Annotated in this window: 22 protein-coding genes; 7 read left to right on the forward strand and 15 right to left on the reverse strand. The window is 72.8% G+C overall.

Going from position 1 to position 24,332, the window contains the following annotated elements; all coding sequences use genetic code 11:
- Positions 1-39: 39 nt before the first annotated feature.
- The 14 genes from hemL to ACFVN5_RS01165 form a co-directional block, all read right to left on the reverse strand.
- Entirely contained in the window at positions 40-1,356 is a 1,317-nt protein-coding gene (gene hemL, locus ACFVN5_RS01100; protein ID WP_376952789.1) for a glutamate-1-semialdehyde 2,1-aminomutase, read from the reverse strand.
- Entirely contained in the window at positions 1,353-2,369 is a 1,017-nt protein-coding gene (gene hemB / locus ACFVN5_RS01105) for a porphobilinogen synthase (protein ID WP_376952790.1), read from the reverse strand. The genes hemL and hemB overlap by 4 nt, the downstream gene beginning before the upstream one ends.
- A gap of 209 nt (positions 2,370-2,578) precedes the next feature.
- On the reverse strand, positions 2,579-3,388 hold the full coding sequence (locus ACFVN5_RS01110) for a uroporphyrinogen-III synthase (RefSeq protein WP_376952791.1): 810 nt from the start codon (positions 3,386-3,388) through the stop codon (positions 2,579-2,581).
- Positions 3,385-4,344 carry a hydroxymethylbilane synthase gene (hemC, locus tag ACFVN5_RS01115; protein ID WP_376952792.1) on the reverse strand — a complete coding sequence of 320 codons (960 nt, stop codon included), beginning with the start codon at positions 4,342-4,344 and terminating at the stop codon, positions 3,385-3,387. Before hemC ends, ACFVN5_RS01110 begins: the two co-directional genes overlap by 4 nt.
- Entirely contained in the window at positions 4,341-5,606 is a 1,266-nt protein-coding gene (locus ACFVN5_RS01120) for a ferrochelatase (RefSeq protein ID WP_376952793.1), read from the reverse strand. The genes hemC and ACFVN5_RS01120 overlap by 4 nt, the downstream gene beginning before the upstream one ends.
- A complete protein-coding gene (gene hemQ / locus ACFVN5_RS01125) occupies positions 5,606-6,343 on the reverse strand; it encodes a hydrogen peroxide-dependent heme synthase (protein WP_376952794.1) in 738 nt (245 codons plus the stop codon). The genes ACFVN5_RS01120 and hemQ overlap by 1 nt, the downstream gene beginning before the upstream one ends.
- Positions 6,344-6,391: 48 nt before the next feature.
- Positions 6,392-7,693 (reverse strand): wax ester/triacylglycerol synthase domain-containing protein, encoded by a 1,302-nt coding sequence (locus ACFVN5_RS01130; protein WP_376952795.1) that lies wholly within the window; start codon positions 7,691-7,693, stop codon positions 6,392-6,394.
- A 118-nt stretch (positions 7,694-7,811) separates the two neighbouring features.
- Positions 7,812-8,942 carry a class I SAM-dependent methyltransferase gene (locus tag ACFVN5_RS01135; RefSeq protein ID WP_376952796.1) on the reverse strand — a complete coding sequence of 377 codons (1,131 nt, stop codon included), beginning with the start codon at positions 8,940-8,942 and terminating at the stop codon, positions 7,812-7,814.
- Positions 8,943-8,978: 36 nt separating this feature from the next.
- Complete coding sequence (locus ACFVN5_RS01140; protein WP_376952797.1) at positions 8,979-9,635, reverse strand: GntR family transcriptional regulator; 657 nt, start codon at positions 9,633-9,635, stop codon at positions 8,979-8,981.
- Between the two features lie 21 nt (positions 9,636-9,656).
- Positions 9,657-9,965 carry a hypothetical protein gene (locus tag ACFVN5_RS01145; protein WP_376952798.1) on the reverse strand — a complete coding sequence of 103 codons (309 nt, stop codon included), beginning with the start codon at positions 9,963-9,965 and terminating at the stop codon, positions 9,657-9,659.
- Positions 9,952-10,356, reverse strand: coding sequence for a phage holin family protein (locus tag ACFVN5_RS01150; protein ID WP_376952799.1), 405 nt, complete (start codon positions 10,354-10,356; stop codon positions 9,952-9,954). The genes ACFVN5_RS01145 and ACFVN5_RS01150 overlap by 14 nt, the downstream gene beginning before the upstream one ends.
- A 15-nt stretch (positions 10,357-10,371) precedes the next feature.
- Positions 10,372-10,854 (reverse strand): hypothetical protein, encoded by a 483-nt coding sequence (locus tag ACFVN5_RS01155; protein WP_376952800.1) that lies wholly within the window; start codon positions 10,852-10,854, stop codon positions 10,372-10,374.
- A 112-nt stretch (positions 10,855-10,966) separates the two neighbouring features.
- A complete protein-coding gene (locus tag ACFVN5_RS01160; protein WP_376952801.1) occupies positions 10,967-12,673 on the reverse strand; it encodes a protoporphyrinogen/coproporphyrinogen oxidase in 1,707 nt (568 codons plus the stop codon).
- Positions 12,670-13,857 (reverse strand): uroporphyrinogen decarboxylase, encoded by a 1,188-nt coding sequence (locus tag ACFVN5_RS01165; RefSeq protein ID WP_376952802.1) that lies wholly within the window; start codon positions 13,855-13,857, stop codon positions 12,670-12,672. Before ACFVN5_RS01165 ends, ACFVN5_RS01160 begins: the two co-directional genes overlap by 4 nt.
- A 100-nt stretch (positions 13,858-13,957) precedes the next feature.
- Between ACFVN5_RS01165 and ACFVN5_RS01170 the strand changes: the two genes are divergently transcribed.
- From ACFVN5_RS01170 to ACFVN5_RS01185, 4 genes are all read left to right on the forward strand, one after another.
- A complete protein-coding gene (locus tag ACFVN5_RS01170) occupies positions 13,958-14,500 on the forward strand; it encodes a GNAT family N-acetyltransferase (RefSeq protein WP_376952803.1) in 543 nt (180 codons plus the stop codon).
- A gap of 302 nt (positions 14,501-14,802) precedes the next feature.
- Entirely contained in the window at positions 14,803-15,522 is a 720-nt protein-coding gene (locus ACFVN5_RS01175; RefSeq protein ID WP_376952804.1) for a hypothetical protein, read from the forward strand.
- Between the two features lie 76 nt (positions 15,523-15,598).
- Entirely contained in the window at positions 15,599-17,026 is a 1,428-nt protein-coding gene (locus ACFVN5_RS01180; protein ID WP_376952805.1) for a glutamyl-tRNA reductase, read from the forward strand.
- A complete protein-coding gene (locus ACFVN5_RS01185) occupies positions 17,023-17,718 on the forward strand; it encodes a GNAT family N-acetyltransferase (protein WP_376952806.1) in 696 nt (231 codons plus the stop codon). Before ACFVN5_RS01180 ends, ACFVN5_RS01185 begins: the two co-directional genes overlap by 4 nt.
- 381 nt (positions 17,719-18,099) lie before the next feature.
- Here ACFVN5_RS01185 and ACFVN5_RS01190 read toward each other — a convergent pair whose 3' ends face one another.
- Positions 18,100-19,485 carry a glycine--tRNA ligase gene (locus ACFVN5_RS01190; RefSeq protein ID WP_376952807.1) on the reverse strand — a complete coding sequence of 462 codons (1,386 nt, stop codon included), beginning with the start codon at positions 19,483-19,485 and terminating at the stop codon, positions 18,100-18,102.
- A 112-nt stretch (positions 19,486-19,597) separates the two neighbouring features.
- Between ACFVN5_RS01190 and ACFVN5_RS01195 the strand changes: the two genes are divergently transcribed.
- Genes ACFVN5_RS01195 through ACFVN5_RS01205 form a run of 3 tightly spaced genes read left to right on the forward strand, consistent with a single transcriptional unit; the run spans position 19,598 to position 24,323 of the window.
- Positions 19,598-20,899, forward strand: coding sequence for an alpha/beta hydrolase-fold protein (locus tag ACFVN5_RS01195; RefSeq protein WP_376952808.1), 1,302 nt, complete (start codon positions 19,598-19,600; stop codon positions 20,897-20,899).
- A complete protein-coding gene (locus tag ACFVN5_RS01200) occupies positions 20,896-23,451 on the forward strand; it encodes a rhomboid family intramembrane serine protease (RefSeq protein ID WP_376952809.1) in 2,556 nt (851 codons plus the stop codon). Before ACFVN5_RS01195 ends, ACFVN5_RS01200 begins: the two co-directional genes overlap by 4 nt.
- 23 nt (positions 23,452-23,474) lie before the next feature.
- Complete coding sequence (locus tag ACFVN5_RS01205; protein WP_376952810.1) at positions 23,475-24,323, forward strand: polysaccharide deacetylase family protein; 849 nt, start codon at positions 23,475-23,477, stop codon at positions 24,321-24,323.
- Positions 24,324-24,332: the final 9 nt, after the last annotated feature.

A 24,332-nucleotide genomic window follows, 5' to 3' on the forward strand; every position in this document is an offset into this window, starting at 1 on the left:
TCGCCTGCGGCGGCGCTACTCGACGACCGGGTGAGCCGGTTACCCGGGCCGAGCGGATGCCGCGGCGCGTGCGGCCGCGGGCAGCGCATCCACGATGCGACCGATAGCCGCGTCGTCGTGCGCGGCCGTGACGAACCACGCCTCGTACACCGACGGCGGCAGCGAGACGCCCGCGTCCAGCATCGCGTGGAAGAACGGTGCGTAGCGCCATCCCTCCTGCCGCTGCACGCCCGCGTAGTCGGTGACGCCGGATGCCATGTCCTCGCCGAACACGAAGCTGAAGAGGTTCCCCGCCCGCTGCACGGCATGCGGGACGCCCTCGGCGGCGAGCGCGTCGGAGACGGCGGAGCCGATTGTCGCGGCGGTCTCGTCGAGGTGCGCGTAGACCGCGGCATCCGCTGCTCGCAGGGTCGCGACGCCGGCGGCGACGGCGACGGGGTTCCCCGAGAGCGTACCGGCCTGGTACACCGGACCGACGGGCGCGAGCTGCTGCATGATCTCGGCGCGACCGCCGAGCGCGGCCACGGGCATGCCTCCGCCGATCACCTTGCCGAAGGTGAGCAGGTCGGGCGTGTACTCGCCGGCGGTGCCGCGCTCGACGCCCCACCAGCCGGCCTCCGAGACGCGGAAGCCCGTGAGCACCTCGTCGGAGATGACGAGCGAGCCGTTCGCGTGCGCGAGGTCGACGAGCGCGCGGTTGAAGCCGGGCTGGGGCGGCACGACGCCCATGTTCGCGGCGGCGGCCTCGACGATGACCGCCGCGATGCGGTCGCCGTACTCGGCGAACGCGGCGCGCAGCGCGTCGAGGTCGTTGTAGGGCAGCACGAGCGTGAGCGCGGCGATGTCGGCGGGCACGCCGGCCGAGCCGGGGAGCGCGAACGTCGCGAGGCCGGAGCCCGCCTCGGCGAGCAAGCCGTCGGAGTGGCCGTGGTAGTGCCCCGCGAACTTCACGAGCAGGTCGCGACCGGTGAAGCCGCGCGCGAGCCGGATGGCGCTCATCGTCGCCTCCGTGCCGGTCGACACGAGGCGGAGCTGCTCGACGGGCGCCACCCGCTGCTCGACGAGCTCGGCGAGCTCGGTCTCGGCGGGCGTCGAGGATCCGAACGAGAGGCCGCGGCGTGCGGCATCCGTCACCGCCTCGATGACGCGCGGGTCGGCGTGACCGAGGATCGCGGGACCCCAGCCGGCGACGAGGTCGACGTACTCGCGGCCCTCGGCGTCGGTCACGTACGGGCCGCGCGCCGACACGAGGAAGCGCGGCGTGCCGCCGACCGAGCGGAACGCGCGCACGGGCGAGTTCACGCCGCCCGGGATCGCGGCCCGCGCGCGGGCGAACAGGTCGGCGTTCGTCGTCATTCCGTGTCCCCGTTCCGGATCCAGCCGGCGAGCTCGGTCGCCCAGTACGTGAGCACCACGTCGGCACCGGCGCGGCGGATGCCCCGCACGGACTCGATCACGGCGCGCTTGCGGTCGATCCAGCCGTGCGCGGCGGCGGCCTCGATCATCGAGTACTCGCCCGACACCTGGTACGCCCAGACCGGCACCTCGGATGCCGCGGCGACGTCGGCGAGCACGTCGAGGTAGCTGCCCGCGGGCTTCACCATGACGACGTCGGCCCCCTCCTCGATGTCGATCATCGCTTCGCGGAGGCCCTCGCGACGGTTGCCGGGATCGAGCTGGTAGGTGCGGCGGTCGCCCTCGAGCGTCGATTCGACCGCGTCGCGGAACGGCCCGTAGTAGGCCGACGCGTACTTGGCCGAGTAGGCGAGGATCGCGACGTCCGTGTGCCCCTGGTCGTCGAGCGCGTCGCGCACGGCGGCGACCTGGCCGTCCATCATGCCCGAGAGGCCGAGCAACTGCGAGCCGGCGCGGGCCTGCTCGAGGCCCATCGCCCGGTAGCGCTCGAGCGTGGCGTCGTTATCGACGACAAACCCGGTCCCTGAGCTCGTCGAAGGGCTGAGCACCCCGCAGTGTCCGTGGTCGGTGAACTCGTCGAGGCACAGGTCGGTCTGCACGACGAGCCGGCCCGCGGATGCCTCGACGGCGACGCGCGTGGCCACGTTGAGGATGCCCTCGGGATCGGTCGCCCCTGAGCCGCGGGCGTCGCGCACCTCGGGCACGCCGAACAGCATCACCCCGCCGACGCCGGCCGCTGCAGCCTCGTCGATCGCGTCGGGCAGGCTCTCGAGCGAGTGCTGCACCACGCCGGGCATCGACGCGATCGGCATCGGGGCGGTGACGCCCTCGCGCACGAACAGCGGCAGCACGAGCTCGGACGGGTGCAGGCGGGTCTCCGACACGAGCCGCCGCAGCGCCGGCGTCCCGCGAAGACGGCGCGGACGAACTCGGGGAAGGGGCGTGGAAGTCACCCGAACAGCCTACGTTGCGCCGGCTGGGCGCTCGCCCGACGGGGGCGGGGCCGTCGCGGCATCCGCTCGGGTTGTACGCAATTCAGGTGCGGAGGCGTGTCGCAGGCCCGGATGCCGGCGCGTCGGCGCGACGCGCCGTGCGCCGACCTGAATTGCGCACCACGGGAACGCGCGTGGCGGGAGTCACCCAGAGGGGACGGGGCGGAGCGTCAGGCTCGCGCGGTGGCCGCCTCGACGAGCGCGTCGATGAGGGACTCGGCGCTGCGCTCGCGGGCAATGACGTCGACGCGGAGGCCGATCTGCGCGGCATCCCGCTGCGTCTGCGGGCCGATGGCCGCGACGAGGATCGACTCGGGAATGGGGCCGAGCTGCTGCTGCACCTGCTCGGCGACGCTGCCCGACGTGACGAGCACGGCGTGCACGTTGCCCGCACGCACGTCGTCGATCACCTTCGCCGCGACCGGCACGCCGATCGTGCGGTAGGCGACGACGGCCTCGACGTGGTGGCCGATGCGGGCGAGCCCGATCGAGAGCACCTGCTTCGCGATCGCGGAGCGCAGCGCGAGCACGCGCAGACCCTTCTCGCCCTCGGTCGCCGCCTCCCACTCCTCGAGCAGGCCGCGGGCGGAGTTGTCTTCGGAGGGGACGATGTCGGCGTGGTAGCCGGCCGCGACGAGGGCGGCCGCGGTGGTCTCGCCGACCGCGGCGACCTTCGTCGAGGCCGGAATGACCGCGCCGTACGACGCCAGCACGTCGACCGTGGTGGCGCTCGTGACGGTGACCCAATCGAATCCGCCGCCGGCGAGCTTGGCCAGGGCCGCCTCGAGGGCGGGCTGGTCGTCGGTGGGCGCGAAGTTGATCATCGGCGCCACGATCGGGGTCGCGCCGCGCGCGCGCAGCGCAGCGGCGACGCCGTCGCCCCAGGGTCCGCCCCTGGGCACGAGCACGCGCCATCCGGCGAGCGGCTTGCCGTCGTGGAACGGCAGTCCGATCGCGCCGGTCCATTCGAATTCGCTCACGGCGACTCCTCACGAGGTGCAAGATCGGCGGCGCCGTTGCCGAGGAGTTCTGCGACGACGCGATCGGCGACGTCACGGGCCGCGTCCGCCAGATCGGCGGCCGAGCGGCTGTCGGGGGTGGCGGCATGCGAACTGGTCAGCTGCCGCGTCCCGTCGGCACTGTACACGCTCGCGGACAGGAACAGAAGTTCGTCCTCGATGAACGCGCTTGCACCCACGGGGGCCGCGCAACCCGCCTCGAGGCCCGCGAGCACGAGCCGCTCGGCGAGCACCGTGGCGCGCGTCGTGGCGTGGTCGACGGCCTCGAGCCCGCGCTCCAGCGCGCGGTCGCCGCGCTCGCGCCGGACCTCGATCGCGAGGGCGCCCTGGCCGGGTGCCGTGGGCCACGAGCCGAGCGGGAGCAGCTCGGTCGCGGCATCCGATCGCCCGAGCCGGCCGAGGCCCGCGGCCGCGAGCAGGACGGCGTCGAGTTCGCCCGAGGCGACCTTGCCGAGCCGCGTGTCGACGTTGCCGCGGATGTCGACGGCGACGACGTCGGGGCGGGCGGCGGCGAGCTGCGCGATGCGGCGCGGCGACCCGGTGCCGACGCGGGCGCCCTCTGGCAGGTCGGCGAGCACGAGGCCGTCGCGGGCGCAGAGCGCGTCGCGGGCGTCGGCGCGCTTCGGGATCGCCCCGATGCGCAGGCCGGGGTGGTCGGCCGTCGGAAGGTCCTTCAGCGAGTGCACGACCATGTCGACCTCGCCGCGCAGCAGCGCCTCCCGCAGGGCCGCGGCGAACACGCCGGTGCCGCCGAGCGACGCGAGCGAGGCGCGGGAGGTGTCGCCCTCGGTCGTCACGGGCACGAGCTCGATGTCGGCCGTGGCGGCCTTCGCGATGCGCTCGGCGATCTGGGTCGTCTGCGCCATGGCGAGCGCGCTCGCGCGGGTGCCGACACGGATCACGTTCGAGCCGCTCACGGCGCGATCCCCGCCAGCGCCGGACGGAAGCCGAGGCGCACGTTCTCGCAGCACCCGGGGCGGCACACGTCGTACCAGGGACCGAGCTCGGTCATGGCTGGACGGTCGGCGACGGGCGTGCCCTGCACGCGCTCGAGCACGAGGTCGACGAGCCCGGCGACGTACGCCGGGTGGGTGCCCGGCGTCGGCACGCGCACGGCGGCGAGGCCGTGCTCCCCCGCGGTCTCGAGCGCCTCGTTGTCGAGGTCCCAGAGCACCTCCATGTGGTCGCTCACGAACCCGAGCGGCACGATCACGACCGCCTTGCGCCCCTCGGCGGGAAGCTGCTCGATGGCGTCGTTGATGTCGGGCTCGAGCCACGGCATCGAGGGCGGCCCCGACCGCGACTGGTAGACGAGCTGCCAGGGCACGTCGGTTGCGCCGGCCTCGCGCATGACCACCTCGGCCACGGCGCGGTGCTGGGCCGCGTAGGCGCCGCCCTCGCCGAACCCGCGCTCGGCGGGACCCGACTTCGCGGCATCCGTCGACGGGATCGAGTGCGTGGCGAACAGCACCTCGACCTCGGTCGTGCGGTCGAGACCCGGGTGCTCGGCCACGAGGCCGGCGATGCCGTCGCGCACGCCCTCGATGAACGGCTGCACGAAGCCGGGGTGGTCGAAGAACTGGCGCACCTTGTCGATCTGGATCTCGTCGCCGGCACCGGTGTCGGCCAGCGCGTCGGCGAAGTCCTCGCGGTACTGGCGGCAACTCGAGTACGAGCTGTAGGCGCTCGTCGCGATGGCGATGAGCTTCGCGAAGCCGCGCTCCCTCGCCTCGGCGAGGGCGTCGTTGAGGTACGGGTCCCAGTTGCGGTTGCCCCAGAGGACCGGCAGGTCGACGCCGCGCTGCGCGAGCTCCGCCTCGAGCGCCGCCTTCAGCTGTCGGTTCTGCTCGTTGATCGGGCTGACGCCGCCGAAGTGACGGTAGTGGTGCGCCACCTCCTCGAGCCGCTCGTCGGGGATGCCGCGGCCGCTCGTGACGTTGCGCAGGAACGGGATGACGTCGTCCTGGCCCTCGGGCCCGCCGAAGCCGGCGAGGAGGATCGCGTCGTAGGCGACGGGCTCCGTCACGTGCTCGGCGCCGCCCTGTGCGGCGGGCGTCGCGCCCGGCACGATCGCTCCGGGTGCACAGGGTGCGGATGCCGCGGGGGCGGGCTTGCGACCGCGATGCGCGGTGCTCGCCGCATCCGCTGCGCCCGTGGAGCCGAGGTTGACCGCCGCCATTACTGCAGCACCTCGACGAGCTCGGCCGTGGTGACGCGACGGCCCGTGTAGAACGGGACCTCCTCGCGCACGTGCCGGCGGGCGTCGGTGGCGCGCAGGTCGCGCATGAGGTCGACCAGGTCGGTGAGCTCGTCGGCTTCGAGCGGCAGGAGCCACTCGTAGTCGCCGAGCGAGAACGACGCGACGGTGTTGGCGATGACGCCCCGGAAGGCGGCGCCCTTGCGGCCGTGCTCGGCGAGCATGCGGCCGCGCTCCTCGGGCGCCAGGAGGTACCACTCGTAGCTGCGCACGAACGGGTACACCGTCAGCCACTGCTTCGGCTCGAGGCCGCGCAGGAAGCCGGGCACGTGCGCCTTGTTGAACTCGGCGTCGCGGTGCACGCCCATGGCGTTCCACGTCGGCAGGAGCGCGCGGAACAGGCGCGAGCGGCGCAGCTGGCGGATGCCCCATTGCAGGCCCTCCGCGGTGGGCCCGTGCAGCCACAGCATCACGTCGGCATCGGCGCGGAGTCCCGACACGTCGTAGATGCCGCGCACGGTGACGTCCTCGTCCTCGACGAGGGCGATGACCCCGTCGAGCTCTTCGACGAATCGGGGAACGTCGTGTCCGTCGAGGTCGTCGGGTCGTGCGGGGTCCTTGCGGAGCACGACGAACACCGTGTAGCCCTCGGGAGACTGCTCGGCGGTGGAATCGGTCTGGAGCGCGTCGGCTGCCGCTTCGGCAGCGGGGGAAGACATGCCTCCAGTCTCCCCCTTCCGGCCCCATCGGCCAAAAGGGGGCCGGCGTCAGGCGCCGAGCTCGTCGAGCGCGCCGGCAATCCGGTCGGCGACCTCGGCGGCCCCGATCACGTGGTCGGCGTCCGTCACGACGGCGAGCCAGAAGCGCCCGTCGTACGACGCGGCCGTCACGCCGATGCGCACGTTCCCCGCGAGGGGGCCGAGCGGCAGCAGCTCCACGAGCGGCGAGCCCGCGAGCGCGAGCCGGCGGCTCGGGCCGGGCACGTTCGACACCACGGCGGCGATGAGGTGCTGGTGCCGCGCGAACGCGTCGAACCCGCGCGCGGCCCTCGGGGAGCGGATGACCGTGCCCGCGGCGCGCGCGACCGGCTTGGCCGCGGTCGTCGTGCGCGCGATCCGCCGCATCGCGTCGGGCATCGTGCCGCCGAGCGGCACCGGCACGATCATCACGCCGACCGAATTGAGCTGTCCGTCGCGCGAGGCCAGGCGCACGGGTTGCGAGACCGTGATCGTCGCCGGCACGCGCTCCCCCGCCGCGCGCATCGCGTGCGCGAGTCCGCGTCCGACCGCGGCGAGGAACGCGTCGCCGATCGTGCCGCCGGCGGCGTGCGCCGCGTGATGCAGTCGCTCCAGGTCGACGGATGCCCCGGCCGCGTCGCGGCGCGGCCCGAGCGGGCCGAGCAGCGTCCGCGAGCGGATCCACGGGCGCACGAACTGGTGGATCCGATAGGCGAGCACGGCGGTGCGGGACGGCCGGCGGGACGGAGGCGCGGTCGGGGCCGTGCTCGGGGCGGCGGCCGGAGCTGCGGCTGGGGCGGCCGTCGGGCTCGCCGCCGGTCCGCCGGGCGGCTTCGCAGAGTCGTCCTCGGCGGGGTCGAAGAGCCCCTCGACGAGCGCCACCGCGTGCGCGCCGTCGGCGATCACGTGGTGGAAGCGGATCACGATGCCGCAGCCGCCGGGGCGGGCGCCGGGCACGAGCACGATCTCCCAGAGTGGGCGATCGGGCGGCAGCGGCCGCATCAGGAGGCGCCCGCACACCGCCTCGAATCCGCGAGCTCCCGGCCCGGGCTCCTCGACCCGCACGTGCGCCGCGAGGTCGGGATCGCGCGGCTCCCACCACCACGCGCCGTCGCGGAGCGCCGCACGCTGCGCGAGCCCCCGAACCGCCCCGATGCGGCCGGCCAGCAGCCGACGGATCGCCGCGGCATCCGGTCGCCCGGCCACGTCGACGTGCTCGCCCGGACCGAGGACGCCCGCCAGCGTGATGAAGTACGGCTGGCCGCCGTGCACGCTGATGCCCAGCGTCGCCGCGTCGATCGGCGAGATGCGTTCCGCCGCCTCGCTCCCCACGCGCCGGAGCCTACTCCGGCGGTGTCCGGGCCGCCGCCGCGCCACGTCCACGCGCATCGCGCCACCTGTACGGGCGCAGACCACGTCGAAATGGCGCAGCGGATGCCGCGGCCGCCCGTCAGTGCACGAGCCGCGTGAATCGGAACAGGGCGAAGCCCTCGATCGGCAGCTCCTCGATGCGCGAGAACCCGGCCCCGGTCGCGTACCGCTCGAGCGTGGACTGGCGCATGACCGTGCCGGTGCCGACCGAGCCCGGCGTCGCGAGGCTGTCGGGCAGGCACATGAGGATGCTGTACCCGTACATGAGCCGCTCGACGTCGTCGCCGTCGGGGGCGAACCCGGGTGCGACCGCCTCGTCCATGATCACGACCGCGCCATCGTCGCGCACGGCCCGACGCATCGCGTCCAGCACCTCGACGGGCCGCGGCATGTCGTGCAGCGCCTCGAACACGAAGGCGGCGTCGAACGCGCCCGGTTCGCTGAGCTCCTCGCCGCCCGCCAGCCGGAACTCGACCCGATCGGCGAGCCCCGCGGCCTCCGCGTTCTCGCGCGCGGCGGCGATCGAGGGCTCGTCCACGTCGATGCCGACCACACGCGCCGACGGGTACGCACGGGCGAGCGCGAGCGTCGACCAGCCGTGCCCGCAGCCGACGTCGGCGATGCGAGCGCCGGGTCGGGACAGCACGGCGTCGAGCTCGGCGACCGACGCGACGGCGTCGCCGAGGCGCCGCTCGAACCAGGGCCGGTTGACGTCGGCCTGCGACTCGTGGGCGTCGTCGCCGAACTGCTCCCACGTGACGCCGCCACCGCCGCGGTACGCCTCGACGAGCGACGCGGCCCGCATCCCGGCCGCCGTGATCATGCGCGCGACGGGCGCCAGGTAGTCGAGCGACGCGGCGTCGGTGAGCACCTCGGCGTGGGCGGCGGGCAGCGCGAACCGGCGCTCGGACGCGGGCGCCGCGGCATCCGCGTCGTCGACGGTGAGGATGCCGTTCACGGCCTGCTGCTCGAGCCACTCGCGGGCGTACCGCTCGACGGTGCCCGTGCGCTCGGCCAGCTCGGTCGACGACAGCGGCCCCGACTGGTCGAGCGCGCGGTACCAGCCGAGCCGATCGCCGAGGTGGATGCTCAGCAGCTCGATCGCGCCGAGCACCGAGCCGAAGACCCGGTCGGCGAACGCCTGGGTCGCGGCTTCGTCAGGGCGGCCGGGTGCGGCCCCGCCGGATGCCGCAGCGGAATCGTCGGTCATGTCGATCTCCTTCGATCGGGACGCCCGGGCGCGGCGTCAGTCCTCGACGAGCAGGCGCGTGGAGTGCTCGAGGTGCTCCCGCACCGACTCGGGGCCCTCGGACTGCACCGCGTCGAGCAGGTCGCGGTGCTCGACCACGAGCGACTCGATCGTGTAGTGCGGTCGCACGTGCAGCAGGAACAGCAGCAGCTCGCTGCCGAGCGCGGCGTGCGCCTCGATGATGCGGGGGCTCCCGGATGCCGCGACGAGCGCCCGGTGGAAGTCCGCGTGCACCCGCTCGGCCTCGAGCCAGTCGGCGGATGCCCCGAGCCGCTCGAGCGCGTCGCGGGCGGGCGCCAGCACGGCATCCGGCCAGTCGCTGCCGTAGCGCTGCCGCGCGATGCGCACCGCCTCGACCTCGAGCGCGGCGCGGAGCTGCTGGAGCGCCACGATCGTGTCGCGGTCGAAACTGGCCACGCGCACCCCGCGGTAGGGCAGGGCCACGGCGAGCCGCTCGGCCACGAGCCGTTGGAACGCGGCGCGCACGGTGTGCCGCGAGACGCCGTAGCGGGCGGCGGCGGCCTCCTCGCGCAGCGGAGCGTCGGCCGGGAGCTCGCCGCTCAGGATCTCGGCGCGCACCGCGTCGGCCACGCGCTCGACGGCCGTCGGCGCGGGATGCACGGCTTCAGCGCCCGTGGCGTCGAGCGGCGACATCGCGGCATCCGCTCGTCGGGATCAATTGTCGGAGACGACGGCGCGCACGATCAGCCAGACCGCCACGCCGACGACCGCGGCGACGGTCACGCCGGTGGCGATCGCCGCACCCGGCTGCTCCTTCGCGAAGCGGCGGAACTCGACCTTCGCCCGCGCGGTCTTGATGCGCACCTGCTTGGGCACGTTCAGCTTGTCTTCGAGCGCGTCGAGCGTGCCGGCGAACTCCTTGCGGGCGCGCTCGGAGTTGGCGCGCGCCTCGAGGCGCGTGAGGTTGCGCTGGCGCGTCTTGGCGTCGCGCCCCTTGACCTTGCCGGCGTCAGTCGCGGTCATACTCGCCCGTTCCCTTCACCACGTCGAGGTCCTTGCGCAGGCTCTCGATGGACTCGAGCGGCTCGCTGCCGCGCTTGAAGTTGACGACGCCGATCCAGACGAGGATCGCGATGATCAGCACCAGGATGCCCGAGACCGTCAGCGCGGCGGCCCAGGCCGGCATCACGAGCGCGAGCGCGAAGATCGCCGCCACGATGAGCGTGAAGAGCAGGAAGATGCCGACGACCGCCGCGGCGGCGAAGAGGCCCGACCCGATGCCGAAGTGCTTGAGCTTGTAGCTGATCTCGGCCTTGATCTGGTCGAGCTCGGCGCGGACGAGGTCGGAGACCCGGTCGGGCAGCTCGCCGACGAGGGTGAACAGCGAACGATCGTCGTTCGACGGTGCTGACATGATCGCCTCCGGGGGTCAGGAGCCGGACGTGGTCGAGCCGCGCGACGAGGAGTCGCCCTTCCCGGTCGACTTCGAGCTCGACGAGCCCGACGTCGAGGTGCCCGACGCAGCGGACTTCGATGCCACCTCGGCGGCGCCGTCGACGGCGTCCTCGAGCTTCGAGGCGGCGTCGTCGACCGCCGAGCGTGCGGCGGTCGCGGCCTTCGAGATGTTCTCCTTCGCGCTGCGTGCTGCACGGTTCACGTCGGCCTTGCTCGCTCCGGAGCTCTTCGTGGCGTTGCCGATGAGCCCCTTCACGTTGTCGAGCACCGTGTCGCTGAGGTCGCCGACGCGGCTCATCGCGAACTCCTTCACGGTGCCCACGCCCTGCTGCACCGTCGGCGCGTTCCAGACGTTCTCGGCCGCGCGCTTGATCTGCTCGTAGCGTTCGCGTCCGGCGCGCGTGCCAAGCACGTAGCCCACGCCGAGCCCGACGACGAAGAGGACCTTGCCCTTCATATGCACCCCATCTCCCCCTGCGGCCGGCCGTTGGATGACCACAGCGACCCCTCCAGCGTAGACCCCGAGCGAAGTGGCGCAAGGGGGTTGCGGAGAAAGTATGCCGTTCCGGCTATGCGTCGCCCGTCGAGCGGTCCCTCGGCGTCTCCCGGGCCGTGTCCGGCGCGTCGCCGGGGTTCACGGCGAGGTGGCGGATGCGGCGTGCCGCCTCGAGCGCGTGCGGGATCACTGACGCCAGGCCCGTGCCGGCGACCCACGAGCCGGTCGCCTCGATGCCGGGCTCGGCGGCGAGGACGTCCTCGAGCGCCCGCACGCGATCGCGTTGGCCGATCGTCGCCTGCGAGAGCGCGTCGCGCCACGCGCTGCGGCCGGACGCCAGGAGCATCGAGGCGTCGAGCGGCGTGCCGAGCAGGGCGCCCGCATCGGCGAGCGCGAGCTCCGCGACCTCGTCGTCGGTGCGGCCGTCGAGCGGGTTCGCCTCGCCGGCGCGCCCATACGACAGGCGGACGACGTGGCGCCCGGCGGCGAGTTCCGCGAGCCACGACCACTTCGCGGTCGAGTGGGTGAGGGCCTTCGCGGTCACGCCGGGCGTGCCGGCGGCGACGAGCACGCCGGTTCCGCGCGGTGCCGCGTCGAGCGCGGGCGCGTCGAGCACGAGCGTCACGAGCTCGACGGATGCCGCGCGCGGCCAGTCCGCGGCGTCCGACCACCCCAGCGCAGCTTGATCGAGCAGCCGGCGCGAGGCGTCGGCCGGCGCCGCGAGGATCACGTACGGCGCGTCCAGCACGAGCTCTCGCGGCTCCGCGTCGACGGGCTCGCCCGCGACGAGGACCTCGCCCGTCGCCGAGGGCTCCGCCGGTGCGGCGAGCGCGGTCGCGCGCACGCGCCATCCGGTCGACGCGGCCCCTCCTCCGCCCAGTCGTTCGAGGTCGGTCGCCTCCGGGCCGGTGCGCACGTCGACGCCGAAGCGCTCGAGCTGCGCGGCGAGCGCGTCGACGAGCGTGTGCATCCCGCCGCGGAGGCCCTGCACGGCGCCTCCGGCGCGGCGTTCCTCGACGAGCTGGCCGACGCCGCCCGACAGGGAACCGGTGCGCGTCATCGCCTCGTTGAGGCCCGGCGCGACGACGTCCAGGTCGAGGTCGTCGGGGTTCGTCGAGTACACGCCCGCCGAGATCGGGGTGACGAGCCGCTCGAGCACGGCGTCGCCCATGCGGCTGCGGACGAGCTTCCCGAGGCTGTGCGCCCGGCCGATCGTGAGGATCGGCATGAGGCGGTCGGCATACGCGCGCCAGGCGCCGCGCCACCCGATGATGCGGCGCACGTCGTCGCCGAGCGGGTTCGCGGGGATGCCGAGCATGCCCGTGCGCGGCAGCGGCGCGGCGTCCAGGCGGCGGCCCGATCCGGGCCACACGAGCCAGGCGCCGGCGGCGTTCGGCGACTCGACCGCGTCGGACAGTCCGAGCGACTCGACGAGCTCGGCGACCGTGCCGCCGCGGGTCGCGAACGACTCGGCCCCGCTGTCGAGCGAGAGCCCGTCGAGCTCGATGCGGCCGACGCATCCGCCGATCGACGCGCGCCGCTCGAGCACGGTGACCCGGAGGCCGACCTTCGCGCACTCGAGCGCGGCGACGAGGCCCGCGATGCCGGCGCCGACGACGATGACGTCGGCGGTGACGTCGGCGTCGGGTCTCGATACGCGTCCGGCTTCGCCGGGCGCTACTCGACCACCGGATGCTTCGCCGGGCGCTACTCGACCACCGGATCCTTCGCCGGGCGCGACTCGACCCCCGGTGGCGTCGCGACTCTCGGGGTCCGTCATGCGCCCGCCTCGTGCACGAGCTCCACGACCCGCGTGAGCACCGTGGGGTCGGTCTCGGGCGGCACGCCGTGGCCGAGGTTGAAGACGTGCGCCGGCGCCACGCGACCACGGGCGAGCACGTCGCGCACCGCGGCCTCGAGCACGGGCCACGGGGCCGCGAGCAGCGCCGGGTCGAGGTTGCCCTGGAGCGGCACGTCGCCGCCGACGCGCTGGGAGGCCACGTCGAGCGGCACGCGGTAGTCCACGCCGACGGTGTCCACGCCGATGCCGTGCATGGCGCCGAGCAGCTCACCGGTGCCGACGCCGAAGTGCACGACGGGCACGGCGCGGGTCACGGCGGCGCCAGCGGCATCCGCAGTCTGGTACTCGAGGTCGTGCACGTGGGCGAGCGCCTTCGCCGACGCGGGGGCCACGTGGGTCTCGTAGTCGGCGAGCGAGAGCGCGCCCGCCCAGGAGTCGAAGAGCTGCGCGGCCGAGGCGCCCGCGAGCACCTGGGTGCGCAGGAAGCGGCCGGTGAGCTCGGCGGTCCAGTCCATGAGGGCGCGCCAGGCGCCCGGATCGGCGTGCATGAGCGTGCGGGCGGCGAGGTGATCCTTCGACGGGCCGCCCTCGGCCAGGTACGCCGCGAGCGTGAAGGGCGCGCCCGCGAAGCCGATGAGCGGGGTCGCGGTCGCGGTCGCTGAGCCCGTCGAAGCGGACCCACCCCCTTCGACGGGCTCAGGGGGCGTGCGGTTCAGCTCCGCGACCGTGCGCGCGACCGCCTCGGTGATGGGGCCGGATGCCTCGTCGAGGCGTGCGGGGTCGACCGCCGTCAGCTCGGCGACGCCCGCGGCATCCGCGTACCCGCGCCCGAAGACCGGGCCGCGGCCGGGCTGGATCTCGACGTCGACGCCGACGAGCTTCAGCGGCACCACGATGTCGCTGAAGAAGATGCCCGCGTCGACCCTGTGCCGGCGCACCGGCTGGAGGGTGATCTCGCTCGCCATGGCCGGGTCGAGGCAGGCGTCGAGCATGCGCGTGCCGACGCGCAGGTCGCGGTACTCGGGCAGCGAGCGCCCGGCCTGGCGCATGAACCACACGGGCGTGGTGTCGCTGCGCTCCCCTCGGTAGGCACGCACGAGGCGCGAGTCGCCCGTGAGGCCGGCGGACAGGGGATGCTGCGGCGAGAGGATCACGCGTGACATTGTCGCGTATCGGGCTGGGCGTCCCGCCCTGCGGCCGGTCGGGCTGTGATCGGCGGTCGGTCGGGCTGTGATCCGCGGCCGCTCGCTGGGAGGATCGAGCATGGCCCGCGAACCACGGATGCTGCAGCCGCCCATCGAGCTCCCGGCGGATGCCGCGCTTCCGCCCGGCACCGTGCTGCGCCGGCCGCGCGTCGCCGACCACGCCGCTGTCGTCGACGCGATCCCCGAGTGGTGGGGCATGCCCGGTACGCCGCTGCCCCTGCTCCTGCCGCCGCTGTTCTTCCAGCACTTCAGCGATACGAGCCTGCTGGCCGAGGATGCCGCGGGGCTCGCCGCCTTCCTCATCGGGTTCCGCTCCCACGCGCAGCCCGGCGTCGCGTACGTCCACTTCGTCGGGGTGCGTCCCGACCTGCGCGGGAACGGCCTCGCCCGAACGCTCTACGAGGTGTTCTTCGCCGAAGCGCGCGCCGACGGATGCCACCGCGTCGACGCCATCACGGGCGTGCCGAACCGCCGATCGCAGGCGTTCCATGCCGCACTCGGGTTCGCGGCATCCGGCGACACCGACTTCGACGGCGTGCGCGCGTGGCGGGACTACGACGGGCCTGGCGAGCATCGGGTGGCGTTCTCGAAGGCGCTCTGAACCCTCGCCGGGCCGCTTCCGCTTCGCGGCGGAACGAGACTGAGGCTTCCTCGTCAAGAACGGATTCGCGCGTCGACCGGCACCATGACACGCGATTCCCCCCTGTTGCATGAGAGCGCTCGCACGATACAGTCGGTCACGTCGTGTCTCCCCGCACGACGACGTGCCGTCGCAGGCGCGCCTCCGCCCCCCACGGAGAAGAAGAACGACGTGTCCCCGATCGTTTCGAACACCAGGTCCACCATTCGTCGCGCTGCCTGGATGCGGCGAAGGCACCTGACGGCGGGGGGCGGAGGGGGCCGATGAACCCGGCCGCCCACCGTGTCAGCCTCACCGTCCTCGTCGCGCTCGCCGCCGTCGCGGTGGTCGCCGGCATCGTGGCCGGCACCCCGATGCTCGAGCAGCAGGTGCCGAGCATGCCGCCCGTTCCCACCACCCGGGTCGCCATGATCCTCGTCGGGATCGGCGCGATCGTGGTCGTCACCTGGGCGATCGCCCACCTCGGCCGGGCGACCCGCACCCGGGCCCGTCGCACCGCGCTCGAGTCGTCCGTCCGCGGCGAGCTCAGCTGCGGCATCCGGAGCCGGCTGCTCGGGCAGCGCCTCAACGAGCTGGCCGACGAGCGCGTGCGGCTCGGCGCGCGCTACTCGATCGTGGTCGACGAGCTCGGCATCGCGTTCTGGAACGGCGGTCGCCGTCCGCGCCGGGCCGCGCACTTCCCGTGGCGCGAGGTGCGCACGATCCGCGCCGACACGATGGTCGTCGGCGGCTCGAAGGTGCAGGTCGCGGCGCTCCGCATCCGCCACCACGGGCACAGCATCGAGCTCCCGATCATCCTCGCGTCCGACCGGGTGGGCCGGTACGCGCTCGCCGACGCGCCGTTCTACGCGACCGTCCGGAGCTGGAAGGCCATGCACCGAACGGCCCTCGCGTCCGAGGGGCTCGAGCTTCCGCCGCTCACGGCGCCGATCCCGATCATCACGCCGGCCATGCAGGCCGCCGCGTCCGCGAATCGCCGCTGAGGAGTCCTCGGCTTCCGAGTCGTTCAGCGTCCACCCTGATTCGAACCCCCGTTCGACGGCGGGTAGAATCCCCTTCGTGCTCATCTGCCTCACCGCGAGTCACAAGAACGCCGGGTTCGACATGCTCGAGCGTCTTTCGGCGAACGCGGAGCACGCCGCACCCCGCATCCTCGGCGGCCACGATTCGCTCCAGGGCGCGGTCGTCGTCGCGACGTGCAACCGATTCGAGGCCTACCTCGACCTCGACACCCCCGAGGGCGCCTCGCCCGTCGCCGCGGTGCACGAGGCGATCCGCGCGGTGGGCACGGTCGCGGGGCTCGAGGCCGAGGAGCTGCGCACCACCTTCGGCTTCGTGCACGGCAACGCTGTGGCCGGGCACCTGTTCTCCGTCGCCTCCGGGCTCGAGTCGGTCGTCGTCGGCGAGGGCGAGATCGCCGGCCAGGTGCGCCGCTCGCTCGAGCAGGCGCGCGCCGAGGGCACCACGACCCCCGAGCTCGAGCGCCTCTTCCAGCGCGCCTCGCAGACCTCCCGCCGCGTGAAGAACGAGACCGGCATCGGCGGCGAGGGCCGCTCGCTCGTGCGCCTTGCCCTCGACCTCGCCGAGAGCCGCGTCTCCGACTGGGCGCAGACCCGCGTGCTGCTCGTCGGCACGGGCCGGTTCGCCGGTGCCTCGCTCGCAGCCCTCCGCGACCGCGGCGTCACCGACGTGCGCGTGCACTCGCCCTCGGGTCGCGGCGCGAAGTTCGCGGCCAACCACGGCATCGCCGCTGTTCCGGGTGGCGAGTTCGCCGCGGCGGCCGCCGACGCCGACATCATCGTGACCTGCACCACGGCCGAGCACCACGTCGTCGACCGCGCGCTCATCGCCGTCGGACGCGAGGAGCTCGCGGCATCCGCCGGCACCGTGGCAACACTGCCCGGTGTGGCCTCGGCCGCCGACCCCGCCTCGGCCGCCGAGTCGCGCCAGCTCGTGATCGACCTCGGGCTCCCCCGCAACGTCGCCCCCGACGTCGTCGACATGCCGGGCGTCGAGCTGCTCGACCTCGAGACGATCAAGATCCATGCGCCGCTCGAGGAGCTGGGTGCCACGGATGCCGCGCGCGCGATCGTGGACCACGACGCCCGCGCGTTCGGCGACACCGGCGAGGAGCGCGACCTCGCGCCGGCCGTCGTCGCCCTGCGCCGCCACGTCTTCGACCTCATGGACGCCGAGATCGAGCGCGCGAAGTCCCGCGGCGACGACGACGGACGCACCGAGGCCGCCCTGCGCCACATGGCCGGCGTGCTGTTGCACACGCCGATGGTGCGCTCCCGCGAGCTCGCCCGGGCCGGCGAGCAGGCCGCCTGGATCGACGGGCTCGAGGCGCTCTTCGGCGTGAAGCCCGACGCGGGCGCGCAGGCGGTGCGGGCGGATGCTTCGGCGACGCCTTCGTCGACGCCCGGTTCGGCTGGTGCCGCATCGACGGATGCCGCGGGGCGGGCCGAGCAGGCCGACGCCTCGTGACCGGAGCGAAGTCCACCTCCGACCTGCTCGCCGATCCCGAGCGCCCCGCCGCGGCGGCCGCCGACGGACCGCCCGCCCTCCGGTTCCCGTTCGACGCCGCGACGCTGACCGAGCAGCCACTCCGGACCGAGCGGCTCGTGCTGCGGCCGCTCGAGGCATCCGACGCGGCCGAGGTGTACGAGTACCAGCGCATCCCCGAGGTGCTCCGCTACCTGCCGTGGCCGATGCGCGAGCGGGCCGAGGCCTACGCCCACACCGCGCGCCGCGCCGCCGGCCGGATGCTCGCCGCCGACGGGGACTTCGTCTTCCTCGCCGCGATCCTGCCGGCTGCCGCCGCCGACGGACCGGTGCCGGCCGACCGTGACCGCCTGATCGGCGACTTCATGATCCGCGTCTCGAGCGTGCAGCACGCGCAGCTCGAGCTCGGATGGGTGCTGCATCCCGACTTCCAGGGCCGCGGCTACGCCCGCGAGGCGGCGACCGCGGTGCGCGACTTCGCGTTCGAGCACCTGAACCCGCACCGCGTGCAGGCCTTCCTCGACGCGCGGAACGCGGCATCCGCTGCCCTCTGCGAGCGTCTCGGGATGCGTCGCGAGGCGACCCTCCTCGAGGAGGAGTTCAACGACGGCGAGTGGCAGGACACCGCGGTCTACGGGATCCTCCGCCGCGAGTGGGCGGCGCTGCGCGCGTAGCTTGGCGCGGAGCCGCAGCCGCGGAGCCCGCGCGCCGCGGCTCCGCTTGGGCGTCCTTGACCGACGTTGTGCGCGTGGAGCGCGGCGTTGGGCGTGGACCCAGTTCCCGATTCAGGCAAACGTCCGCGATCAGGCAGAAACCGATGCTTGCTGCCTGAATCTCGTTAGATCGCCTGATTCGCGCGGGAGTATCCGTCCGCAGAACCGGTAAACACGTCGACTTGTCGATCAGTCGACTTGTCAGCAAGTCGACGTGTCGAGGAGTCGATTTGTCGACTTGTGGCCGGATCGACCGATCAACCGGTTCCGCGAAGAGGAACTCCGCCGCCGAGCACCTCGGTGCGACGCCGCCGGGGCGGAACGAAAAGACGCGCCGCCCCGCTACGCGCCGAGCAGGCGCGCCGCGAGGTACCCCTCGAGCTCCGCGATCGGCACGCGGTCCTGGCCCATGGTGTCGCGCTCGCGCACGGTCACCGCGTCGTCGTCGAGCGAGTCGAAGTCGACCGTGACGCAGAACGGGGTGCCGATCTCGTCCTGGCGGCGATAGCGACGGCCGATCGCGCCGGCGTCGTCGAAGTCCACGTTCCAGTGCTTGCGCAGCGAGGCGGCGATGTCGCGGGCCAAAGGCGAGAGACGCTCGTTGCGGCTCAGCGGGAGCACGGCGGCCTTGACGGGCGCGAGACGCGGGTCGAGGCGGAGCACGGTGCGGCTGTCGGTGCCGCCCTTCGCGTTCGGCACCTCCTCGACGTGGTACGCGTCGACGAGGAACGCCATGAGCGAGCGGGTGAGGCCCGCCGCGGGCTCGATGACGTAGGGGACCCAGCGCTCGTTCTTCGACTGGTCGAAGTACGAGAGGTCTTTGCCGGAGTGCTCGGAGTGCGTCGAGAGGTCGAAGTCGGTGCGGTTCGCGACGCCCTCGAGCTCGCCCCAGTCGCCGCCCTGGAAGCCGAAGCGGTACTCGATGTCGATCGTGCGCTTCGAGTAGTGCGACAGCTTCTCCTTCGGGTGCTCGAAGAGCCGCAGGTTCTCGGGGTCGATGCCGAGGTCGACGTACCAGTTCCAGCGCTGGTCGACCCAGTACTGGAACCACTCGTCGTCGGTGCCGGGCTCGACGAAGAACTCCATCTCCATCTGCTCGAACTCGCGCGTGCGGAAGATGAAGTTGCCAGGCGTGATCTCGTTGCGGAACGACTTGCCGATCTGGCCGATGCCGAACGGCGGCTTCATGCGCGACGCCTGCAGCACGTTCGCGAAGTTCGTGAAGATGCCCTGCGCGGTCTCGGGGCGCAGGTAGTGCAGGCCGGACTCGTCCTGAACGGGCCCGAGGAACGTCTGCAGCATCATGTTGAAGTCGCGCGGCGGCGTCCACTGGCCGCGGGTGCCGCAGTTCGGGCACACGATGTCGGCCATGCCGTTCTCGGGCTCGCGGCCCTTCTTCGCCTCGTAGGCCTCGATGAGGTGGTCCTCGCGGAAGCGCTTGTGGCAGTGCAGGCACTCGACGAGGGGGTCGGTGAAGACGCCGACGTGACCGGATGCCACCCACACCTGCTTGGGCAGGATGACGCTCGAGTCGAGGCCGACGACGTCGGCGCGGCTCGTGACCATCGTGCGCCACCACTGGCGCTTGATGTTCTCCTTCAGCTCGACGCCGAGGGGTCCGTAGTCCCACGCGGACCGGGAACCGCCGTAGATCTCGCCGGCCTGGAAGACGAAGCCCCGGTGCTGGGCGAGGGCGATGACGGACTCGAGACGGCTGGGTGCGGCCACGGTGGCTCCAATGGTGCGGGGATCGGGCGAATTGCCCGGAGACGACACGGTTCCACCATCCTACGGGCGCTACGCTGTGCCCCATCACGTCCGGTGTCCGAGGGGGGCGACGGTGTGGAACTTCCTGCTTGACGTCAACATCGTCGACGGACCGTTCCTGTACACGGTGTACGCCATCGCGGCAGCCGTGTTCATCTACCTGCTCGGCCGCGGCCCCGGCTGGTCGTGGGTGCTCACCGCCATCGTCGTGCTCATCGTCGGCGCCCTCGTGGGCGCGGGCATCCTCTGGGTCAGCGTCAACGTGCTCGGCGCGATCCCCGGGCCGATCCTGCCCGAGGTCTGGTTCTGGGTGGCCGGCGCCTTCGCAGGCTGCGCGCTCGCCATCTGGAACCTCTGGTACTCCCGCTGGTGGCGCAAGCTGATCGCGATCCTCGCGGTGCCGATCTTCTCGCTCGCGGCCCTGTTCGGCATCAACGCCGCCTACGGCCTCGACCGCACGCTCGGCGCCCTGCTCGGCATCTCGACGGCGGGCACGATCGACCTCGACGACCCGAACGCGAGCCCGTCGGCCGACCCGACCGAGCCGCTCTACCTCACCTGGACGCCGCCCGCCGGGATGCCCGAGCAGGGGCGCGTCGGCACGCCCGAGGGCGGCGTGCCGAACACGCAGTCCGGGTTCGCCGCGCGCGACGCCGAGCTGTACCTGCCGCCCGCAGCGCTCGTCGACGACCCGCCGCGCCTGCCGCTCGTGATCATGATGATGGGCCAGCCGGGCGATCCCGACGCATCGTTCATCGCCCAGGTGCTCGACGACTTCGCGTCGCGCAACCAGGGCCTCGCGCCGATCGCGCTCGTCGTCGACCAGCTCGGCGATCCCAACGTCGATCCGCTCTGCCTCGACACGAGCATGGGCCACGTGGAGACGTACCTCATGCAGGACGTGGTGCCGTGGGCGAAGTCGCACCTGAACGTGCTGCAGGGCCCGCAGTTCACCACCGTCGCCGGCTACTCGAACGGCGGGCAATGCGCCGCGTACTTCGGGGCGAAGTACCCCGAGGTGTTCGGAAACCTCCTCGCCGTGTCGCCCACGGAGTACCAGGGCGCCGAGCAGCCCGCCGACGTGCTGGCCTCCGTGTTCAACGGCGACCAGGCGGCCTACGACGCCGTGAAGCCGTCGACGATCATGGCGCAGAAGGCGCCGTATCCGAACACGGTGGCGATCTTCACCGTCGGCGCGAACGACGGCACGTTCGCTCCCGGCGCGCAACGGCTGTCGGATGCCGCGCTGCAGGCCGGCATGCAGACGACGTTCTACCTGGTGCCCGACGCCGACCACGGCGTGAGCGGCCTGCTCGGCGGACTCGACAAGGGATTCGAGGTCCTCTACCCACGACTCGGATTGGCGGCCCCGTGACCGAGACCGACCCCACGATCACCGACGTCGAGCCGAAGGGGCGACTGCGCACGACCGGCGAGACGCTGGCGGGCTTCGCGCGGCGCGTGCCCTTCAGCATCGCGTTCGCGGTGCTGCTGCTCGTCACCTCCATCGTCACCGGCACGATCGTCGGCGAGGCATCGGATGCCACGGCGAACGCCTGGGCCGCCGGGGTCGTCACGACGATCGACGGGGCGCAGTGGTGGACCGTCGTCACGGCCCTGTTCATCCCGTTCGACCCGTTCCAGCTCGTGTTCGGCGTCGTGCTGTCGTTCCTGCTGCTCGGCATCGCCGAGCGCCGCATGGGCACGTGGCGCGCGATCGTCGCGTTCCTCGTGACCGGCATCCTCGGGGTCGCGCTCGGCACGTGGCTGCAGTGGTTCGGGTCGCTGTACGGCGAGTGGTGGGCGACGGGCACGTCCGCCGACCTCACGCTCGATCCGCTCGCGGGCATCGTCGGCGCGCTCATCACCTCGACGGCGTTCATGGGCGTCCTGTGGCGACGCCGCATCCGGATCGTGACGTTCGCGTTCATCCTCGTGTTCGTGCTCTACGACGGTGACTCGTCGAACGTCTACCGGCTCATCGCTGCGATCGTCGGCCTGTTCCTCGGGGCGCTCCTCACGCGCGACGCCTCCACGCTCCGGGCCCGCCGCAGTTCGCACGCCGAGACCCGAACGCTCGTCGCGGCCGTCGTCGCGGTGACCGCGATCGGTCCGATCGTCGCGTTCGTGAATCGCACCGAGCTCACGCCGTTCGGGTTCGGCTCCTACCTCTACGACGACGACCCGGTCGACATCGACGTGGTCATCTCGCAGTGCGGGGCCGCGGCATCCGCCGTCACCGAAGAGTGCCTGAAGCAGCTCGCGGTGCTGAGCTCGCAGGGCTTCGGGATGTTCCTGCTTTCGTTCGTGCCCGTGCTGCTGCTCCTGCTCGCGGCGTGGGGACTGCGCGCCGGCCGCCGCTTCGCCCGCTGGCTCGCGATCTCGGTGAACGTGGCGATCCTGCTGTTCGCCCGCACGGCGTTCGACGTCACGGTCACGACGGCCGACGTGGAGAGCGGCGATTGGACGGTGTTCGACATCGGCGAGCTGATCGTCTGGGCGCTGGCCGTGCTCGCGCTGCCGATCGGCATCATCGTGATGCTCACGGTGACCCGGCGGCATTTCCAGGTCCGTTCGCCGCGCGGCTCCTTCGCGCGGTTCGTCACGACGGTCGTCGTCTCGTTCGTCGTGCTCGCGGCGGCGTACTACGCGATCGGGTTCGCGACGATCGGCGAGTACTGGCCCGCGGCGAGCCCCGTCGACCTGCTCGTCGACACGCTCAAGCGGTTCGTGCCGCCGCACTTCCTCGCAGTGGTCGACCCGATCGTGATCCCGGCGCACGACCTCACGAGCATCGCCTACCAGGTGGTCGGGCCGCTGTTCTGGGCGATCTTCATCGTCGCGGCGATCCGGCTGATGCGGCACACGAAGGCCGAGCTCGGCTTCGCCGACCGCCTGAAGCTGCGCGCGATCATCCGGCGCAACGGCGGCGGCACCCTCGGGTTCATGGGCACCTGGCCGGGCAACGTGCCCTGGTTCAGTGCCGACGGCGAGTCGGCGGTGGCGTACCGCGTCATCACCGGGATCGCGATCACGATGTCGGACCCGATCTGCCGCCCGGAGGAGGCCGGCCGGGTCATCCGCGAGTTCGCCGCGTTCTGCGACGCGAACAGCTGGCTGCCCGTGTTCTACAGCGTGCACCCGCAGTACCTGCCCGTGTTCGAGGAGCTCGGCTGGCAGCACACGTCGGTGGGCGAGGAGACGCTCGTGCGGACGACCGGCCTCGAGCTCACGGGCAAGCCGTGGCAGAAGGTGCGCCAGGCGCTGAACCGCGGCATCAAGGAGGGCATGACCACGGTGTGGACGACGTGGGACGGGCTCCCACGGCCGACGGTCGCCGAGATCACCGCGATCTCCGAGGAGTGGGTCTCCGAGAAGGAGCTCCCCGAGATCGGCTTCACGCTCGGCGGCATGGACGAGCTGAAGGATCCCGACGTGCGGCTCATGCTCGCGGTCGGGCCCGACGGCCGCATCCAGGCGATCACGAGCTGGCTGCCGGTGTATCGCGATGGCGACGTGGTCGGCTGGACGATCGACTTCATGCGGCGCACCGACCACAGCATGAACGGCATCATGGAGTTCCTCATCGCGTCGGCCGCCCTGCACATGAAGGAGGAGGGCCACGAGGTCCTGAGCCTGTCGGGTGCGCCGCTCGCGACGAAGCCGCTCGCCGCCGGCGATGAGCCGCCCGAGCCGACGGCGATGACGCGCCTGCTCGAGTTCCTGGGACGCACGCTCGAGCCCGCCTACGGGTTCTCGTCGCTGTTCCGGTTCAAGGCCAAGTTCAATCCCGACTACGAGACCATCTCGATGGCCTACCCCGATCCGCTCGCACTGCCGACCATCGGCGTCGCGATCGGCCGGGCGTACCTGCCCGAGGTCTCGCCGAAGGAGGCGGTCGCACTCGTGCGGACGCTGACGAAGTAGCCCACGGACGCCTGGGAGGACGCATGGGAGACCTGACACGACGCGCGGCGCTGGCCGTGGGCGCATCCGCGGCGCTCGCCGCCCTGTCGGCGTGCGCGACGCCCGTCGCCGTCGGCGAGACGACCACGTCGACCGGGCCCGCGCCGCAGCCCACGATGCCGGATGCCCCGCCGCCGATCGCGGTCGAGGCCGGACCGCCGCCCGCGGTGCCGCCGCAGGGCGCACCGTCGATCGCGAAGGTCCCCGCGCCGTCCGGGACGATCGATCGACTCCCGGGCGAGGGCTCGCTGCTCGCCTGGACGATCGACGACGGCACCGACGCCGCGGTCATCGCCGCGTACGCCGCGTTCGCGGCCGCCACCGGCATCCGGCTGACGATGTTCGTGACCGGCACCTACTTCGCGTGGGACGAGAACGTCGGCACGCTCGCGCCGCTCATCGCGTCGGGGCAGGTGCAGCTCGCGAACCACACGTGGTCGCACCCCGACCTCACGACCCTCGACGACGCGGGCATCGCCGACGAGCTGCAGCGGACGCACGACTTCATCGGCGAGTCCTTCGGCGTCGACGCGCGGCCGTACTTCCGGCCGCCGTTCGGCTTCCACGACGAGCGGGTCGACGCGGTCGCCGCCGGCCTCGGCTACACCGTGCCGACGCTCTGGTACGGCTCGCTGTCGGACTCGGCCGAGCTCCCGCCCGAGAAGATCGTCGAGCTCGCGAACCAGTGGTTCCTGCCGCAGCACATCATCATCGGGCACCTGAACTGGAAGCCCGTGACGACAGTGTTCGACCAGCTCCGCTCCATCATCGTCGACCGCGGGCTGACGACGGTGACGCTGAACGACGTGTTCTCGAGCCAGTACCACCCGTGATCGGCGCGG

Source organism: Agromyces sp. NPDC057865 (assembly GCF_042796995.1).
In the GTDB taxonomy this organism is placed as follows: domain Bacteria; phylum Actinomycetota; class Actinomycetes; order Actinomycetales; family Microbacteriaceae; genus Agromyces.